Source organism: Mesorhizobium sp. M0047, assembly GCF_040323315.1.
In the GTDB taxonomy this organism is placed as follows: Bacteria; Pseudomonadota; Alphaproteobacteria; order Rhizobiales; family Rhizobiaceae; genus Mesorhizobium.
The window spans coordinates 157,600-175,156 of record NZ_JAMYUW010000002.1 but is presented as its reverse complement, the minus strand read 5'-3'; the positions used below and the strand labels follow the sequence as shown (position 1 = coordinate 175,156).

Annotated in this window: 15 protein-coding genes and 1 tRNA gene; 9 read left to right on the top strand and 7 right to left on the bottom strand. The window is 62.9% G+C overall.

What is annotated here, in order from left to right; translation table 11 throughout:
- Position 1: 1 nt before the first annotated feature.
- From NKJ89_RS02630 to NKJ89_RS02615, 4 genes are all read right to left on the bottom strand, one after another.
- The gene (locus tag NKJ89_RS02630) at positions 2 to 2,212 is read right to left on the bottom strand and encodes a fimbria/pilus outer membrane usher protein (RefSeq protein ID WP_352599619.1); all 2,211 of its coding nucleotides are present in this window, start codon (positions 2,210 to 2,212) and stop codon (positions 2 to 4) included.
- 171 nt (positions 2,213 to 2,383) lie between these two features.
- On the bottom strand, positions 2,384 to 3,085 hold the full coding sequence (locus tag NKJ89_RS02625; protein ID WP_352599829.1) for a fimbrial biogenesis chaperone: 702 nt from the start codon (positions 3,083 to 3,085) through the stop codon (positions 2,384 to 2,386).
- A gap of 67 nt (positions 3,086 to 3,152) precedes the next feature.
- The gene (locus NKJ89_RS02620; protein WP_352599617.1) at positions 3,153 to 3,641 is read right to left on the bottom strand and encodes a Csu type fimbrial protein; all 489 of its coding nucleotides are present in this window, start codon (positions 3,639 to 3,641) and stop codon (positions 3,153 to 3,155) included.
- Positions 3,642 to 3,940: 299 nt separating this feature from the next.
- Complete coding sequence (locus NKJ89_RS02615; protein WP_023759726.1) at positions 3,941 to 4,408, bottom strand: Hsp20 family protein; 468 nt, start codon at positions 4,406 to 4,408, stop codon at positions 3,941 to 3,943.
- Positions 4,409 to 4,879: 471 nt separating this feature from the next.
- On the opposite strand from NKJ89_RS02615, the gene NKJ89_RS02610 reads away from it, so the two are divergent.
- Entirely contained in the window at positions 4,880 to 5,857 is a 978-nt protein-coding gene (locus NKJ89_RS02610; RefSeq protein WP_023759725.1) for an alpha/beta fold hydrolase, read from the top strand.
- A 57-nt stretch (positions 5,858 to 5,914) separates the two neighbouring features.
- Here NKJ89_RS02610 and hisN read toward each other — a convergent pair whose 3' ends face one another.
- Both hisN and NKJ89_RS02600 read right to left on the bottom strand, forming a co-directional pair.
- Entirely contained in the window at positions 5,915 to 6,688 is a 774-nt protein-coding gene (gene hisN / locus NKJ89_RS02605) for a histidinol-phosphatase (RefSeq protein ID WP_023759724.1), read from the bottom strand.
- A gap of 392 nt (positions 6,689 to 7,080) precedes the next feature.
- The gene (locus NKJ89_RS02600) at positions 7,081 to 8,022 is read right to left on the bottom strand and encodes an N-formylglutamate amidohydrolase (RefSeq protein ID WP_352599615.1); all 942 of its coding nucleotides are present in this window, start codon (positions 8,020 to 8,022) and stop codon (positions 7,081 to 7,083) included.
- 162 nt (positions 8,023 to 8,184) lie between these two features.
- Between NKJ89_RS02600 and cpdR the strand changes: the two genes are divergently transcribed.
- The gene (cpdR, locus tag NKJ89_RS02595; RefSeq protein ID WP_006199474.1) at positions 8,185 to 8,547 is read left to right on the top strand and encodes a cell cycle two-component system response regulator CpdR; all 363 of its coding nucleotides are present in this window, start codon (positions 8,185 to 8,187) and stop codon (positions 8,545 to 8,547) included.
- A 116-nt stretch (positions 8,548 to 8,663) separates the two neighbouring features.
- Positions 8,664 to 8,738, top strand: a tRNA-Val gene (locus NKJ89_RS02590).
- Positions 8,739 to 8,864: 126 nt separating this feature from the next.
- On the opposite strand, the gene NKJ89_RS02585 is transcribed toward NKJ89_RS02590, so the two are convergent.
- Positions 8,865 to 10,019 (bottom strand): dihydrodipicolinate synthase family protein, encoded by a 1,155-nt coding sequence (locus tag NKJ89_RS02585; protein ID WP_352599613.1) that lies wholly within the window; start codon positions 10,017 to 10,019, stop codon positions 8,865 to 8,867.
- A gap of 244 nt (positions 10,020 to 10,263) precedes the next feature.
- Between NKJ89_RS02585 and NKJ89_RS02580 the strand changes: the two genes are divergently transcribed.
- Genes NKJ89_RS02580 through NKJ89_RS02555 form a run of 6 tightly spaced genes read left to right on the top strand, consistent with a single transcriptional unit; the run spans position 10,264 to position 17,535 of the window.
- On the top strand, positions 10,264 to 11,322 hold the full coding sequence (locus tag NKJ89_RS02580) for a LacI family DNA-binding transcriptional regulator (RefSeq protein WP_352485531.1): 1,059 nt from the start codon (positions 10,264 to 10,266) through the stop codon (positions 11,320 to 11,322).
- Entirely contained in the window at positions 11,319 to 12,335 is a 1,017-nt protein-coding gene (locus NKJ89_RS02575; protein WP_352599611.1) for a Gfo/Idh/MocA family protein, read from the top strand. The genes NKJ89_RS02580 and NKJ89_RS02575 overlap by 4 nt, the downstream gene beginning before the upstream one ends.
- On the top strand, positions 12,332 to 13,933 hold the full coding sequence (locus NKJ89_RS02570) for an acyl CoA:acetate/3-ketoacid CoA transferase (RefSeq protein ID WP_352599609.1): 1,602 nt from the start codon (positions 12,332 to 12,334) through the stop codon (positions 13,931 to 13,933). The genes NKJ89_RS02575 and NKJ89_RS02570 overlap by 4 nt, the downstream gene beginning before the upstream one ends.
- Positions 13,926 to 14,702: an enoyl-CoA hydratase/isomerase family protein gene (locus NKJ89_RS02565; RefSeq protein ID WP_352599607.1), complete on the top strand. Its 777-nt coding sequence runs from the start codon at positions 13,926 to 13,928 to the stop codon at positions 14,700 to 14,702. The genes NKJ89_RS02570 and NKJ89_RS02565 overlap by 8 nt, the downstream gene beginning before the upstream one ends.
- Positions 14,703 to 14,711: 9 nt before the next feature.
- Positions 14,712 to 16,223, top strand: a complete 1,512-nt coding sequence (locus NKJ89_RS02560) for an aldehyde dehydrogenase family protein (protein ID WP_352599605.1) — start codon at positions 14,712 to 14,714, stop codon at positions 16,221 to 16,223.
- Positions 16,224 to 16,281: 58 nt separating this feature from the next.
- Entirely contained in the window at positions 16,282 to 17,535 is a 1,254-nt protein-coding gene (locus tag NKJ89_RS02555) for an ABC transporter substrate-binding protein (protein ID WP_031260305.1), read from the top strand.
- Positions 17,536 to 17,557: the final 22 nt, after the last annotated feature.

The window sequence follows — 17,557 nt, the reverse complement described above, 5'->3', positions numbered from 1 at the left end:
ATCAACGGCAGGAAATCTCGACGACCACTTGCGCGTTTGTCTTCGGCGTATAGTTGAACGCAGCACTGCACGTACCGCTGGCGGTTTCGGCCACGACAGTGTTCTTGCGCGCCAGCCCCTCGACATAGGCACGCCCGTCATAGCCGATGACGAAGTCCTGCTTGCCGTTGATCGTGCCGTGCGACCCCGCCATGAGCGGCTGTCCGTCCGGGCCTGACAGGACCAGGACTGCGGCGTCCACATTCGTGCGAATCCGGAAATCGGCCCGTACACCGGCCCGGTCGGCCGGCGCGATGACATCCTGCGTTGTGGATACATCGGCATCGATCGGCAGGTTGGTGGTATCGATGGCGATTCTGTTTTTCTGATAGGAGCGCAGGCCCGGCAGCAGCAGCCGGCCCTTGCCATCCGTAACCCCCACCGGTCGATTCTCGTACAACACGCCGACATCGGGCACGCCTGTTTCGACGACGGCGAAACTGTCGTCGATGCGGTCCGTCAGGAAGACGCCGGATCCCATCGTTGCGATTGCCCCATCGAACTGGGCTGTCGCCGTGGTGCCCGAGATTGAACGGCCGACGGCGGCATCGGCACGGCCATGGGAAGAGCGATAGGCAATCGCCGCGGAGCCCTCCGCGGATCCGCCCTGGCTAAGGCTTGTCCGCCAGCCAACGTTGCCCGGTTCCTCGCCGAGCGGCTTGCTCACGTCGGCAATCATGTCGAGCCCGTCCTTGCCGGCCGAGACAGCCGTCGATGCCATTGCATCGCCGCCGATCGGCATCGACAGTCCGGCGAAGAGACCGGCGCTCCTTCGCCCGCCAAGCTCAGCGAAGGCCGTGGCGTTGAGGTAGCCGAAAGGCAGCGTGCGCGAGTAGGACGCAGTGACGACCTTGGAGCTCTCGCCGCCGGCCGATGTCAGGTCGATGTAGCTTGCGCTGACGCTGCCGCTGTCGAAGGACAGTGGCGTTCCGACGGAAATGCTGTTCACCCTCTTGGGCGGCCTGGATCTGGCCACCGCGTCCGTCGCTTCCGGATCGAACGACGATAGATTGAAGAACGCGTGACTGGGCGCTTCGCTATCCTGAAGCCGGTCGGTCACCGAGGCGAGATCGTCATAGGAACCGAGCGTCATCTGCGAACTGGCATTGACGCTGAGGGTCCCGATCCTGATCTCGTAGGAGGCATAGGCCTGCAGGCCGTTGCCGGCCCGGCCATGACTGCCGGCCAGCGCGAACGAGGCGACGCCAAGCGAGCCGGTTCGCATCGCCATGCCTATTCCGCCATTGACCAGATCCTTGCCGGCCTCCGCATGGCTCTCCAGCGTCAACCAGTCGTAGATGCCTTTTCTCAGGCTTGCCGACACGACGGGCTGATTGACGGCGTAGGCATCCGACGTCGTCGCATACCCGAGCCTTGGCATGCCAGCCTCCAGCGAAAAGTCGAAGAGGCCCGGCCTCAGCAAACTGGGTGAGGCGTAGAACGGTACGCTCGTGCGCGTTTCATGGCCGGCGGCATCGCGCAGCACGACAAGGGCCTGCCCGCCGCCCGTGGTCACGGGAACGTCGGTGATCTGGAACGGACCCGTGTCGACTGGGTGTGAATAGGTTTTCAAGTCGTTGACGTAGACGTCGACCGTCGACGGCACCGCCGCGCTGCCGCTCACCGAGGCCAGCGGCTGCGTGATCAGGTCGGCGCGAAGCCCGAAATTGCGGCGCACCTGAAGCCCGCCGACGCGGATCGGCCTGGTCCAGGCGAAACCACCGGAGATGACATCGCCAGCCTGATACGTCACCAGCTTCGCCGGGTCGGAATAAGTATAGGCGGTGTCGAGCCTCAGCGCATCGGTCCGTCCGTTGTCCGTCAGCCGCATGATCGCCGACTGACTAAACGTGCCGACCGGCGAAAAGGCCCTGGCGTCCAGGGTTGCGGACACGCCGCTGAAGGAGAAGCCGCTTGCGTCCGGCTCCTGTCGTGACGCCGCGAACAGATTGTAGTTGAGGACGCCGCCAAACCCCGCGTGCACGTCAGGCGATGCCTCGCGATCGGGCGCGGCGTCATAGGATATCGTCCCGCGCAGGCCGTTACCTACGGTCAGGAAAATACGCTGCTGCGCCGCCTCGTAGCGGTAAGTCAGGCCCTGGACACTCGAGCATGATGGTTGTGGCGGTGGATCGACCCTTGCCCAGATCCAGCCCCAATGCCTGCAGCTCATCAGGCGTGGCGCCGATATGCTGCCCGTCGGTAGAAATGAATGCCGCGATCTGATTGGTTGGGGCGTCGTTGATGAAGACTTCGAGTTGAAGCTGCTGGACCGCTCCGGCTGCCTGATTGGACTGCGTCAGTGCAGCGATCAGAATCGACATGGCCAGCAAGCAAGCCGGATTCACGGCGCGGCGACAACCGGCGCTATGGCCTCGATCGCGCCATCATTTCCCTGACCGGCGATCGAGATCGATCCCTTCGCGGCGAATTTGCGCCCGCCAGCCGGCGCCGTCCATCGCATGGTCGACTGACCGAGCGCATAGCCGACGAGCCCTCCCCCGAACGAGATCTTGTGTCCGCCCGCGTCGCTGAGCGAGAGTGCGGAGACACGCAAGCGTGTACCGCCTTTGTTGTGGGCCGACACGATCAGCCTGCCGTCCTGCTTCGATACGGTCCAGTCCACGGCCGGCGGCGTTCTTTCCGGCGAGCTGAAGAAGACCGGGATCGAGTGGCGAACCAACAATCTAACCGTGCCGGTCTTGGCCCGGCTGGCGTCCGGAAGCTCGTCGACAAGGAGGCGATAGGCCTCCTCAGAGGCAATCGGCCGCTTGGCCACGCGCACGATGCGAACGACATAGTCGGCACCCGGCTGAAGCGTAGCGCCCGGAGGTGAGGCGACCACATCTTGCGTGGGCAGCAGGCTCTCCTGGCCATCAGCTTGCAACCAGCGAAAAACACGAATCTGCACGTTGCTTGGCGTCTGCCCGTCATTGCGCAGCATGATCGTCGACGCCGAGCCGGGAGCGACGACATCGACGAGAGCAGGCTGCACTTGAAGCGATTCCGCGTGCGCCACCGCACCGCGGAACAACAATGCTCCCATCAAAGCCAAAGTCAGCCTTGCCAAATTCATTTGCAACCCCCAGATGTCGACCGTCGATGCGGCCGACCTAGTAAGTGACGGTGACCGTCACCGTATCTGTGTAAAGGGCTGGCGCAGGCGTCGATTGCGCTGGCACGCGTCCATACACGGTAAAGCTTTGTGAAGATCCGGTACCCGTCGAAGAGACCGTATTGCTTCCTATTGTGTTTCCCCAGACGGTCGTTCTGCCGCTGTCGCTGTAAAGAGAATAGGTGACAGTGGCGGCGCCATTGGTCATCTTGCGCGCGGCAACCGTCGCGCCCGATCCAGTGCCGGCGTCCAAACCAATATTATAGGGGGTCGTATTCGTGCATTGAACCTGAACCGTCGATGTCTGGTCGACATTGGCTGCAATGATGCCCGATGAGCCGAAGTTCAGCGTCGATGCGCTGCCAATGGTGCAGGATGCGGTGATTGTCATCTGCACGGTCATGTTTAATGTCGTCGTCGTCGCGCGTGCCTCGGCGCCGAGAAGCGCCAGGATCGCCAGGCACGCTACCGATTTTCTTCGCCACATTCGTCGAGAGTCCTTTTTCGATGGTTCCGGAAAGAAGGTGAAACGGGCGTTGGAGGCTCCGGGGCCTGTGGACTGGCCGAGCTAAATATGTTCGAACTTGGTTAAAAAGGGATTACTTATTTAGATAACGCTAAAGTAGCAATTGCGCTCGTTTCCCGCGAAATCCTTTGGTCGCCCCATCCGGCGAGCGCGATCACCCTCAAGTCAACGACTACGCAGTTCCGGCCTCTCGTCGAGCGAACTGATATAAAAAAAGGCGACGCCTTTCGGCGCCGCCTTTGCCTTGGGAGGCTGCAGGTTTAATTGGCGGTCTTGGCCTCGATCTGCTTGGCCTTGGCCGGAGCCGAGGTGATCGCGATCTTGCGGGGCTTCAGTTCCTCGGGAATGTTGCGCTTGAGGTCGACGAAGAGCAGGCCGTTCTTCAGCGCGGCGCCGACGACTTCGACGTGATCGGCAAGCTGGAAGCGGCGCTCGAAAGCCCTCGAGGCGATACCGCGATAGAGCAGTTCGGACCCTTCGCCGGTGCCCTCGTCCTTGCGCTCACCCTTCACGGTCAACACATTCCGATGGGCTTCGATCGAGATTTCCTCGTCCGAGAAGCCGGCAACCGCCATCGAGATACGATAGGAATCCTCGCCGGTGCGCTCGATGTTATAGGGTGGATAGGTCTGCGCGCCATCCGGCTGCGCAAGCGAATCGAGCATGGTGAAGAGACGGTCGAAGCCGACGGTCGAACGATAAAGCGGGGAAAAATCAACGTGACGCATGAGGTGTTCTCCTGTTGAGCAACATGGTTTGCGTTTGGCCGGTGCGAAACCCTTGAGCGGCATTTCGGCTGGACCAGCGACCCCAACATTGGCGGCCGCATCAGACATTTGGGGAGCAATCGAATGCATTTCAAGATTACATCCGGCGGCAAAAAACCGTGTGGCTGATGCCTTGATGAACGGCAGATGAACCGGCGCTTCGGCGCGCGTTCAGACAGCCGGCGCTAAAGTGCATTCCAGGATCAAGGACTGGCGGCGCCGACAGGCACCGCGACGAGGCCGACCGGGTGTCAACGTCCCTTCCTCCCGGATCGACAGGGGCCGGAAGCATGCTTTCAAGCGGCTTCCGGCCTTCCCCGTTACAGCCTCCGTTGCCGTGAATTGCTTTGCTTTTGGCGCATGGGCGTCTATCACCTTAGCAGAGCCGGCCGGCACAGGCAGGCATGCGAGACGCCAAGCACGAAGCGCCGAATGACGGATCTTTTCAACGACAACCGCCTTTTTCACGAAATTGAGGGCAATCCGCGGCCGGAAAACGCCTCTGCCGGCTTCTTCACCACGCGCGACGGCAAGAAGATCCGCTACGGCCTGTTCGGCGCGGTCGCCCGCCCGATCAAGGGCACCGTGGTCCTGCTGTCTGGCCGCAACGAGTGCATCGAGAAATATTTCGAAACCATCCGCGACCTCGCCGATCGCGGCTTTGGCGTCGCCACCCTCGACTGGCGCGGCCAGGGCGGTTCCGACCGGCTGATCCGCGATCGCCAGCGCGGCTATGTCAAGCGCTTCCGCGACTATACCGCGGACCTCGAACAGTTTTTCGAGGAGATCGTGCTGCCCGATTGCCGAGGGCCGTACTACATCCTGGCGCATTCGGCAGGGGCGTTGATCACGCTGCTTGCCGCACGGTCAATGATGAACCGCGTGCGGCGCATGGTGCTGATCGCGCCATTCCTGACGCTGCCCGACCTGCCGGTCTCGATATCGACGGTTCGCCGCGTCTGTTCGTTATTCTGCGCTGTCGGCCTCGGCCGGCTCTATGCCGCCTGGGGCCCGCGGCCGAAGGTGACGGCCCCGTTCGAGACCAACAAGCTGACGAGCGACCCGGTGCGCTATCGGCGCAACACGCGGATCTACGAAGAGTACCCGCAACTGGCACTTGGTGGACCCACGATCCGTTGGCTGCGGGCAGCCGCGAAAGCCTCTGAAGCCGTCAGCGACCCCGACTTCATGGCTCGGATCCAGATTCCACTGCTGATAATCGCAGCCGGCGCCGACCAGGTCGTCTCGACCAAGGCCGTGGAAGCCTACGCCAGGCGTCTGCGGCTCGGTTCGCTGCTGATGATCGACGGTTCCCGTCACGAAATCCTGCAGGAAGCCGACATCTACCGTGAGCAGTTGCTCGCCGCCTTCGATGCCTTCATTCCCGGCAGCGACGACCCGACTGCCTGAAGCGCCGATCACTGGTTCAGGTCGCGCTGAGGCAATTTCGAGAAAAGCGTGAAGCGGTCAGCCGCGTAAGGCGGCCATGGCCGCGGCATGGAGCTCCGGCGTCGCCGCTGCCAGCACATCGCCACCCTGTTCCGCCGGCCCGCCGTCGAATGTGGTGACGACGCCGCCTGCCTTCTCGATGATCGGGATCAGCGCGACGATGTCGTAAGGCTTCAAGCCGGGATCGGCGACGATGTCGACGCTTCCTGAGGCTATCATGGCAAAGGCGTAGCAATCGGCGCCGTAGCGAGCGAGTTGGATCTGCTTTTCGAACTGGTCGTAGCGATTGCGCGCCTCGCCTTTGAACAGTGCCGGCGTGGTTGTGAACAGCGTCGCCTCGGCCAGCTTCGTCGTCTTGCGGGTTGTCAGTTTTCGCGAGCCACCTGGACCCTCATAGTGAGAACCCGAGGCGTTGGCGTAGAACAGTTCACCGGTGAAGGGTTGAGACATCATGCCGGCAACGGCGTCTCCGTCGACGGTGAACCCGACCAGCGTCCCCCATACCGGCAGGCCGGAAATGAAGGCGCGCGTGCCATCGATCGGGTCGATCACCCAGACATGCCGGCTCGAAATGTTCTCGCTGCCGTGCTCCTCGCCGAGAATGCCATGGTCGGGATATTGCGCCGATATCAGCGTCCGGATAGCGCGCTCGGCCTCGCGATCGGCCTCGGTGACCGGGTCGAAACTGCCCATTTCCTTGTTGGCGACAGCGCCTTGGCTGCGAAAGCGCGGCAAGGTCTCCGCCGCCGCCGCCTGCGCTATGCGGCGCATGAAATCGATGCTGATGTCCAACTGATTCTCCCGCATTGCGGCATGCCCGAGCCGTGCTCTGCCGACAATTTTGTCCCAAAACAAGGGTGTTCGATGATTTTTCCGCGACGACATCTGTTGCCCGGATGTCACACAAGCATCTTCGAAACGCAATTTCCACATCACAGTGAATTAAAAAAGCCTGAAGGTCGCTTGACATTTGTGCAGCGCACAATACCCTTGTTCTCGGACAGCTTATCCTGTCCATGCCCTCCTTGGGCGTTTCCTCCCTAGACTTCGACCGTATCGTGCAAACGATGCGGTCTTTTTTTACGCCGGGATTTCCAAGGCATGTCGCCCAAAAGCGTGCCCACGGGCCTGACCCGAGGTGCGCAGCGGTTTTGGGCCAACGACATGCACCAACAAGGCGAACTTCACTCCGCAGCCAGCGGCAGGTCGACGAAATGATGGTCGGGCATCGACATCAGGTCAGCTGAAAATCGCGTCAAATCGTCGGCCAGCGCGTCGAAGCCAGCGGCCTTCTCGAATGTCCGCTCGTTCATGTAGAGCCCGCGATTGACCTCGATCTGCAGCGCATGCAGATGGCGCGCCGGGCGACCGTAGTGCTCGGTGATGAAGCCGCCAGCATAGGGTTTGTTGTGAGCGACCGCATAGCCCATGGCGGTGAGCAGGCCGATCGCGGCCTCGGTCAAGGCCGTGGTGGCCGAGATGCCGAAACGATCGCCGATGATGAAGTCGGGCCGCAAGCCGTTGTCGCCGACACGAATGCTCGCCGGCATCGAATGACAATCGATCAGCACGGCAAAGCCGAAACGCGCATGGGTCCTGGTCAAAAGCCGCTTCAGCGTCTCATGATAAGGCTTGTAGACGGCCTCGATGCGGGCGACCGCCTCGGCCAGAGGCAAGCGGCCGGGATAGATGTCGAGCCCCTCGCCGACCAGTTTCGGCACCGTGCCAAGTCCGCCGGCCACCCGCGCCGAGCGGATGTTGCAGAAGGACGGCACCGGCTCGGCGAACATGCGCGGATCGAGTTCCCAAGGCTCGCGGTTGACGTCGAGATAGGCGCGCGGAAAATTCGCCGCCAGCATCGGTGCGCCGAGCGCGACGGCGCCGCCGAACAACTCATCGACGTAACAGTCCTCCGACCGGCGGATGGCGTTGCGATCCAGTCTTGCCATGGCCAGGAAGCGTTCGGGATAGTAGCGGCCGCTATGCGGTGAGTTGAAGAGGAAGGGGACGCGCTGCTCGGCGCCCGACCGGATTTCGAAGGGCGGAAAGACCGAAAAATCCTCGGCTGCCGTCTTCAATTTGAACGAACCCGACAACACCAGTGCATCATGATGTGAAAGTGCCACCTTGCTGGCCGCGTGTCCAGCATTTCAGGGGTCGAGCCGCCGGGCAAATATGGATCATCGCCGTCCGCGTTCACTTGATGTTTACCCTCACCTCCTCATATACAGGATGGTTAACGGGCTTGCCCAACGGCAATCTCGGGCGGGTGATTCGGACGGGACATCATGGCACGCATTCTTCTGGCGGAAGACGACGACGATATGCGTCGGTTCCTCGTCAAGGCGCTGGAGCGCGCCGGTTACCAAGTCAGCGATTTCGACAATGGCGCCAGCGCCTATGAGCGGCTGCGCGAGGAGCCGTTCTCGCTGCTGTTGACCGACATCGTCATGCCAGAGATGGATGGCATCGAGCTGGCGCGGCGGGCCACCGAGATCGATCCTGATTTGAAAGTCATGTTCATCACCGGTTTCGCCGCCGTTGCGCTGAACCCTGATTCCAAGGCACCGAAAGACGCTAAGGTGTTGTCGAAGCCATTCCATCTGCGCGATCTCGTCAACGAGGTCGAGAAGATGCTTCAGGCGGCCTGAGCCGCTTTCCAAGCGAGGCGCCGCACCTCTTCGCCACTGCGGCGAGACGACGCCTTCTTTCCTTTTTCCTGCTATTGACGCGCTGGATCAAAAATGGTGTATGCGCGACTTCGGATGGGCGTGTAGCTCAGCGGGAGAGCACTGCATTGACATTGCAGGGGTCACAGGTTCAATCCCTGTCACGCCCACCATCCAATCCAGACATTGGCGAGCTTGAGCGCAATGCGCCCGTCCAGGCACTGACCAGAGCGGGCATGCGTGAGATGATATCCGGGTTAGAAGCCAGGACATTGGTTCCGCGAGGGGACAGTCCCAGCTCAGACGCCCGCAACGGCGCAGAGGCTCCTCATCCTGGCAACCGCCAGGTCCGGATCGGCCAGCAACCCAGCCTGGTCGGCAAGGCGGAAAATATCGGCATAGTGACGGATGCTGCGCGCCGATTGCATGCCGCCGACCATCGCAAAATGGTCCTGATGGCCGTTCAGCCAGGCCATGAAGACGATGCCGGCCTTGTAATATTCGGTCGGCGCCTCGAAGATTTTTCGCGATAGCGGCACGGTCGGCGCCATCAATGCGTCATAGCCGGCGCGATTCCCCTCCGCCAGTTTCGCCAATGCGGCATTGGCGACCGGCGCGATGGCGTCGAAAATGCCGAGCAGCGCATGCGAATGCCTTTGCTCGTCGCCGGCGATCAGTTCGGGGTAGTTGAAGTCGTCACCGGTGAACATCACGACGCCGTCCGGCAGGCGGTTTCTGAGCGCGACCTCCTTGCCGGCATCGAGCAGCGAGATTTTTATCCCGTCCACCTTGCCGGCGTGGCGGTCGATGATGGCGACGACGGTGTCGAGCGCGGCCTCGAAATCGCTGCTGCCCCAATAGCCCTTGAGCGCCGGATCGAACATGTCGCCCAGCCAATGCAGGATGACCTTGCCGGAGGCCTGGCCGAGGATGCGGTCGTAAACATGCACATAGTCAGCCGGGCCCTTGGCTGTCGCCGCGAGCGCCCGGCTGGCCATCATGATCGCCTTGCCGCCCAGCCCTTCGATAAAACCGAACTGCTCCTCATAAGCGGTGATGACATCGTCGAGCGTTCTGGCAGCGGCCGGCGCCAGATGGTCGGTGCCAGCGCCCGAGGCCAGGTCGGCGCCATCGACGGTACGCGCCTCGGCGATCGAGCGGCGGATCAATTCCTGCGCGTTTGTCCAGTCGAAACCCATGCCACGCTGCGACGTGTCCATCGCCTCGGCGATGCGAAAGCCTAGCCGCCACAGGTGGTGCCGGAACGCCATCGTCCTGTCCCAGTCGACCACCGGCCTGGACCACGGATCGGTCATCGCAAGCGGATCGGCAACGACGTGTGCGGCGGCATAGGCGATGCGCGTAAACCGCGCGCCGATCACCGGCTGCATCGGCTGGCCGGCAAGCGCGTAGCGGGCACTGCGGCCATCCTCGCCAGGCAAGGAAATGTCCATCGATCTCTCCCTTTCCCGCGCCTATAAATGGAACGTTCCAATAAATCAAGAACCTTTAGGATTCAGAGTTCATTCACAGGCAAATGCTGCATTGCAACAGATAAAAGCCTTATACAATATGACATTGGAGTACGTACGATCGATCGTTCCCGACCGGGAAAAGATCTGGGGTTGACTCAAGATCCAACCGATGATTAGAACGTTCCAATAAAACGTGATCATAAAATTGGGAGGATGCATCTGAATGGCCAGCCGGGCCAAGGCGACGATATTCGACATCGCCCGTGAAGCAGGCGTGTCCAAATCGACGGTATCGCTCGTGCTCCAGGGTAGCGGGCTGATCCGGCCTGAGACAGCAAGCAAAGTTCGCAAGGCGATCGACGATGTCGGTTACGTTTACAACCGCGGCGCCGCCAACCTGCGCAAGGCTCACTCCAACGTCATCGGCATGGTCATCAACGATCTCACCAATCCTTTCTTCGCAGAACTGGCGGTCGGCATGGAACGCGTCTTCCAGTCGGCCGGGATCGTGCCATTCATCGCCAACACGGCTGAAAATCCGGTGCGCCAGGAGGAAGTGCTGAAATCGCTGATGGAGCAAGGTGTCGCCGGTCTCATCGTGTCGCCGGCCCGCGGCACGACGCCGGGCGCCTTTCGGCGGATCGAAACGGCGGGCCTGCCTGTGGTCTTCGCCATGCGCCGGCTGCCGGAAAGCCGCATCCCCGTGATCGCGCCGGACAATCATCGCGGCGCCTATCTCGCCACCGCTCATCTGATCGGCAAGGGACATCGCCGGCTGGTCTTCTTCGGCGGCTCGTCCGATCTGGTGGTCTATCATGAGCGGCTTGGCGGATTTCGCGAAGCCTGTGAGACGCAGGGGATCGCCGCCCGGGACGCACTTGTCGTCGAAGGCGAGACCAGCCGCAGAGGTGGTATCGCGTGCCTGGAGACCGCTCTCGCGATGGCTGAACCGCCGACCGCGGCACTCTGCTTTAATGACGCCGTCGCCTTTGGCGCGATGCTGGCGCTGCGCAAGCGTGGGCTTGAGCCGGGCGCTGATTTCGCCATCGTCGGCTTCGACGACGTGGCCGAGGCCGAGCATCATATGCCGGCTCTGACCAGCGTCGCGGTGGACTCGGCGGGCCTGGGCGAACGTGCCGCGCATGTCATGCTGAAAATGATCCAGTCGCGCACCACGCGGGCCGAGGACCATATCGGCGCGGTCAATCTCGTGGTCAGGGAAAGCTGCGGCCCGGATCGCCGCACCCGAAACAGGCCCGCGGGTTCGGGGGGCGCGGCATGAGCGTCAAATGGGGCTTGATCGGTGCCAGCACGATCGCCAGACAGTTCATGATCAACGCCATCCGCGCGCAAGGCGATGGCGAGATCGCGGCGGTGATGAGTGCCAGCCCCGAGCGCGCGATGGCCTATGCCGGGGAAAACAACATTCCGCTTGCCGTTTCGACGCTCGATGGCCTCCTCGGCGCCGATATCGACGCCGTCTACATCTCGACCACCAATGAATTGCACCTCGAGCAGGCGCTCGCCGCCGTCAGGGCGGGAAAGCACGTGCTGTGCGAAAAGCCGCTGGCGCTAAGCAGCAGCGACGCCCGCAAGATGGTTGCCGCCGCCAAGGCCGCCGGCGTCGTGCTCGGCACCAACCATCATCTGCGCAACGCCGGCGCGCACCGCACCATGCGCGAGGCGATCGCCGCCGGCCGCATCGGCAAGCCGATTGCCGCGCGCGTCTTCCATTCCGTCCATCTGCCTGAGAATCTGCAGGGCTGGCGCATCACCAAACCCGAAGCGGGCGGCGGCGTGGTGCTCGACATCACCGTGCATGATGCCGACACGCTGCGCTTCGTGCTCGGCGACGATCCGGTCGAGGTTTCCTGCTTCACGCAGTCGGCCGGCATGGCCGGCAGCGGGCTGGAGGATGGCGCCATGTGCATCTGGCGCTTCAAATCGGGCGTCATTGCGCAGTCGCATGAGGGCTTCACCACCAAATTCGCCGGCACCGGCTTCGAGGTGCACGGCTCGGAAGGGTCGCTGATCGCCAGCAACGTGATGACTCAGAAGCCGATCGGCTCGGTGCTGCTGCGCACGGCAGCAGGCGAAGAGGAATTGAGCTTCGACCGCGAGGATCTTTATGCGCGCTCCGTGCGCCAGTTCCACACCGCGATCCGTGGCGAGGGCCGGCCTGCCGCAACCGGAGAGGACGGCATCTGGTCGCTGACCGCTGCCGAAGCAGCGCTGCAATCGGCAAGTTCCGGCAAGGCCGTCAAGATCGACCCGAAACTCGGGAGCATGAATTGAGCAAGGTCGTTTCCGCAACTGAAGCCGCCGGCCTTATCAAGGACGGCATGGTCGTGTCGGTGTCCTCGTCGAGCGGCCTCGGCTGCCCTGACGCCGTGCTGGCCGCGATCGGCGAGCGCTTCGATGGGGAAGGCCATCCGAAGAACATCACCACGCTGCATCCGATCGCCGCGGGCGACATGTATGGCGTCAGGGGTATCGACCATCTGGCCAAGCCCGGCCTGCTGAAGCGGACTTTGTGCGGTTCCTATCCGTCCGGCCCCTCCTCTTCCGAACCGCCGCAGATCTGGAAGATGATCGGCGACAATTCGGTCGCCGCCTACAACGTGCCGTCCGGCATCCTGTTCGATATGCACCGCGAGGCTGCCGCCAAGCGGCCGGGCGTGCTGACCAAGGTCGGTCTCGACACCTTCGCCGATCCCCGCCACCAAGGCTGCGCCATGAACGCCGCCGCCAGCGAGCCGATCGTTTCCGTGCAGCAGTTCGACGGCGAGGAATGGCTCTATTTCCGCTCCATCGTGCCGGATGTCTCGATCATCCGCGCCACCACGGCGGACGAGCGCGGCAACCTCACCTACGAGCATGAGGGCGCCTATCTCGGCGGGCTGGAGCAGGCGCTTGCTGCCCGCAACAATGGCGGCATCGTCATCGCGCAGGTCAAGCGCGTCGTCGAGAACGGCACGCTGAAGCCGCATGACGTACGCGTGCCCGGCGTGCTGGTCGACCATATCGTCGTCGCGCCCGACCAGTTGCAGACGACGCTGACGCCTTACGATCCGGCAATCTCGGGCGAGATCTTCCGGCCGCTGTCGAGTTTCCGCAACGCGGAGATGAATATCCAGAAGGTGATCGCGCGCCGCGTCGCCATGGAATTGCGCGACGGCATGGCCGTCAACATCGGCTTCGGCATTTCCGCCAATGTGCCGCGTATCCTTCTCGAGGAAGGCCAGCATGGCAAGGTCACCTGGGTCATCGAACAGGGCGCGGTCGGCGGCGTACCGCTGCTCGATTTCAAGTTCGGCTGCTCGTCGAATGCCGACGCCTTCATGCCCTCGCCGCACCAGTTCATCTATTTCCAGGCCGGCGGCTTCGATGCGTCACTGCTGTCCTTCCTGCAGATCGACCGCCATGGCTCAGTCAATGTCTCGAAGCTTTCGGCGCGGCCGCATGTCACCGCCGGTGCCGGCGGCTTTGTCGATATCACCGCGCGGGCGAAGAAGATCGTCTTCTCCGGGTTTTTCAACGCTGGCGCCAAGCTCTCATTGGCCGATGGCGGCATCCGCATCGACCAGGAGGGCAAGGTCAAGAAGGTCGTCGCAGAGGTCGAGCATGTCTCGTTCTCGGGCAAGCGCGCGGTCGCGCAAGGGCAGGACATCACCTACGTCACCGAGCGCTGCGTGATGAAGCTGACGCCGGAGGGCCTGGTCGTCACCGAACTCGCCCCGGGCATCGACCTGCAGCGCGATGTGCTGGCGCAGTCGGAAATTCCGTTGGGCGTTGCCAAGGACCTCAAGACGACACCAGAGGCGCTCTACCTGGACCAGCCGATAGGCCTGTCGCTGAATGGCGGCGCCTCGCTCGGAGGCGCGCGTGGCTGAACGTCTCGTCACCTTCGAGCAGGATGGCGCCATCGGCACCGTCACGTTGCGCCGGCCGGAGAAATTCAACGCGCTCGACATCCCGATGCTGCGCGCGCTGGAGGCGGCGCTCGACGCGGCTGAGTTGGCGGAAGGCGTGCGTGTCGTGCTGCTTTCCGGCGAGGGCAAGGGCTTTTGCGCCGGAGGCGATGTCGAGGCGTGGGCACAGATGAGCGCGGCCGATTTCCAGGTGCATTGGGTGCGCTACGGCCACCGGGTGTTCGACCGGCTGGCGCGGCTGCGGCAGCCGACCATCGCCGTCCTGTCCGGCCATGCGCTGGGCGGCGGCCTGGAACTGGCTGTGGCCTGTGATTTCCGCGTCGCGGAAACACAGGTGAAATTGGGCTTCCCGGAAACCTCGATCGGCGTGGTGCCCGGCTGGTCCGGCACGCAGCGCGCGGTGCGCCGTTTCGGTGCACAGACAGTGCGTCGCATGGCGCTGGGCGGCGAGATCTTGCTCGCGCCCGAAGCGCTGGCTCTGGGTGTGGTCGACCGGGTGGTCGAGACCGGCAATGCCCACGGCGAAGCCAGGACCTGGGCCGAAAAGATCGCCGAGCGCGGGCCGCTGGCGACGGAGGCCGCCAAGCTGATGATCGCTGTCGCCGAAGGCGAGGAAAGTGCGGCCGCTACCGAAGCACTGGCCAGCGGCTTCATCGCGATGTCCGGCGATCTCAAGGCCGGTGTCGGCGCTTTCAAGGCCAAGCACAAACCGGCCTTTTCGAGATCCTAGAGGAAACACATGAACGCACCTCTCAAGATTTCCATGCCGGTCGAGGCGTCCACGGCGCCAAAGGCGTACAAGCTGCTGATCGACGGCAAGCATGTCGATGCCCGCGACGGCCGCACGATTGCGCGCCAGAGCCCCGGCCACGGCTTCACCGTCTCGCACTATGCGCGGGCCGGCGAGGCCGAAGTGGAAGCCGCTGTGCAGGCTGCGCACAAAGCTTTCGAAACGGGCCCATGGCCGCGCATGAAGGCTGCTGAACGTGCCGCGATTCTGCTCAAGGCGGCCGACTTGATCGAGGCGCGGCTCGAAGACATCGCCCGGCTCGACGCGCTGGAATCCGGCAAGCCGATTGCTCAGGCGCGCGGCGAGATCGGCGGCGCCGTCGACATCTGGCGCTACGCCGCCTCGCTCGCCCGCACGCTGCATGGCGAATCCTACGCCAATCTCGGCGATGCCATGCTGGGTGTCGTGTTGCGCGAGCCGATCGGTGTCGTCTCGATCATCACGCCGTGGAATTTCCCCTTCCTGATCGTCAGCCAGAAACTGCCCTTCGCGCTCGCCGCCGGCTGTACGGCGGTGGTCAAGCCGAGCGAAATGACCTCGGCTTCCACCTTCGTGCTCGGCGACATCCTGATGCAGGCCGGCCTTCCTGCCGGCGTCGTCAACATCCTCGCAGGACTCGGCGCCGATGTCGGCGCCCCGATGGTCAGCCATCCGCTGGTCGAGATGGTGTCGTTCACCGGTTCGACCCGCGTCGGCAGGATGACGATGACCTCGGCCGCGCAGTCGCTGAAGAAAGTCTCGATGGAACTCGGTGGCAAGAACGGCCAGATCGTTTTCCCCGACGCCGACCTCAAGGCGGCCGCCGACGCGGCGGTGTTCGGCGGCTTCTTCAATGCCGGCGAATGCTGCAATGCCGGCAGCCGGCTGATCGTGCACGAGGCGATCGCCGACGATTTTCTCGACGCCGTCAAGGCGCTCACCGCTAGGGTGACGGTCGGCGATCCGCTCGATGACAAGACCAAGGTCGGCGCGATGATTTCATCCGACCATTTGGCCAAGGTCGCCGGTTACGTGGCAGCAGCCGCGGCCGAAGGCAGCAGCGTCTACAGCGGCGGCAATCAGCTGGCCTCCAATGCCGGCCAATACCTCGATCCCACCATCATCCGCGGCGTCACCGAGGATATGGCGATTGCGCGCGAGGAAGTGTTCGGCCCGGTGCTCTCGGTGCTGACTTTTGGATCGATTGAAAAGGCGTTGCACATCGCCAACGACACGCCCTATGGTTTGTCGGCGGGCGTGTGGAGCGCCAGCATCGACACTTGCATGTCGATAGCGCGTGGGGTGCGTTCGGGGACCGTCTGGGTGAACACATTCATGGAAGGTTATCCCGAGCTGCCTTTCGGAGGCTACAAGCAGTCCGGTCTCGGACGCGAACTCGGCAAACGCGCCGTCGAGGACTATACCGAGGAAAAGACAATCCAGTTTCATCGCGGCCAACGCACCGGATGGTGGGTCGGCTGAGTTGAGAAGAACCCGGTGGGCCTCCACCGGTCGTGTAATGAAACAAGGGAGGAAGTACATGTTGCGCAAACTGCTTATCGGAACGGCTCTCGCATCGGGTCTGGCTTTCGCGGCCCATGCCGCGGACGTCAAGGAAGTCCAGATGCTGCATTGGTGGACGTCGGGCGGCGAAGCGGCTGCTCTCAACGTCCTCAAGGGCGACCTGGCCAAGGAAGGCTATGCCTGGAAAGACGTGCCGGTGGCCGGTGGTGGCGGCGACGCTGCCATGACCGCGCTGAAGGCGATGGTCGCGGCCGGCAATTACCCGACTGCCTCGCAGATGCTCGGCTACACCGTGCTCGATTATGCGGCGGCCGGCGTCATGGGCGATCTGACCGAGACGGCGAAGAAGGAAGGCTGGGACAAGTCCGTTCCGGCAGCCCTGCAGAAGTTCTCGGTCTACGAAGGCAAATGGGTCGCGGCTCCGGTCAATGTCCACTCGGTCAACTGGCTGTGGATCAACAAGGCCGTCATGGACAAGATCGGCGGCACCGAGCCGAAGACCTTCGACGACTTCGTTGCCCTGCTTGACAAGGCCAAGGCAGCAGGCGTGATCCCGCTCGCTCTCGGCGGCCAGAACTGGCAGGAAGCCACCATGTTCGACTCGGTCGTGCTGTCGACCGGCGGACCTGAGTTCTACAAGAAGGCCTTCAACGATCTCGACGACGCTTCGCTCAAGTCCGACACGATGAAGAAATCGTTCGACAATCTCGCCAAGCTCGTCACCTATGTCGACCCGAACTTCTCGGGCCGCGACTGGAACCTTGCCACCGCCATGGTCATCAAGGGCGATGCCCTCGTGCAGGTCATGGGCGACTGGGCCAAGGGTGAGTTCCACGCCGCCAACAAGACCCCGGGCACGGACTTCCTGTGCTACCGCTTCCCGGGCACCGACGGCTCGGTGATCTACAACTCCGACATGTTCGGCATGTTCAACGTTCCGGACGACCGCAAGGCCGCCCAGATCGCATTGGCCACCGCTACCCTGTCGAAGAGCTTCCAGTCGGCCTTCAACGTCGTCAAGGGTTCGGTTCCGGCTCGTACCGACGTTCCGGACACCGACTTCGACGCTTGCGGCAAGAAGGGCATCGCCGACCTGAAGGCAGCCAACGAAGGCGGCACGCTGTTCGGTTCGCTGGCCCAGGGCTATGGCGCGCCTCCAGCGGTCGCCAATGCTTATAAGGATGTCGTCTCCAAGTTCGTCCATGGTCAGATCAAGACCTCGGACGAGGCCGTGACCGAACTGGTCAAGGCCATCGACGACGCCAAGTAAGCGCAACACAAGAAAACGCCTT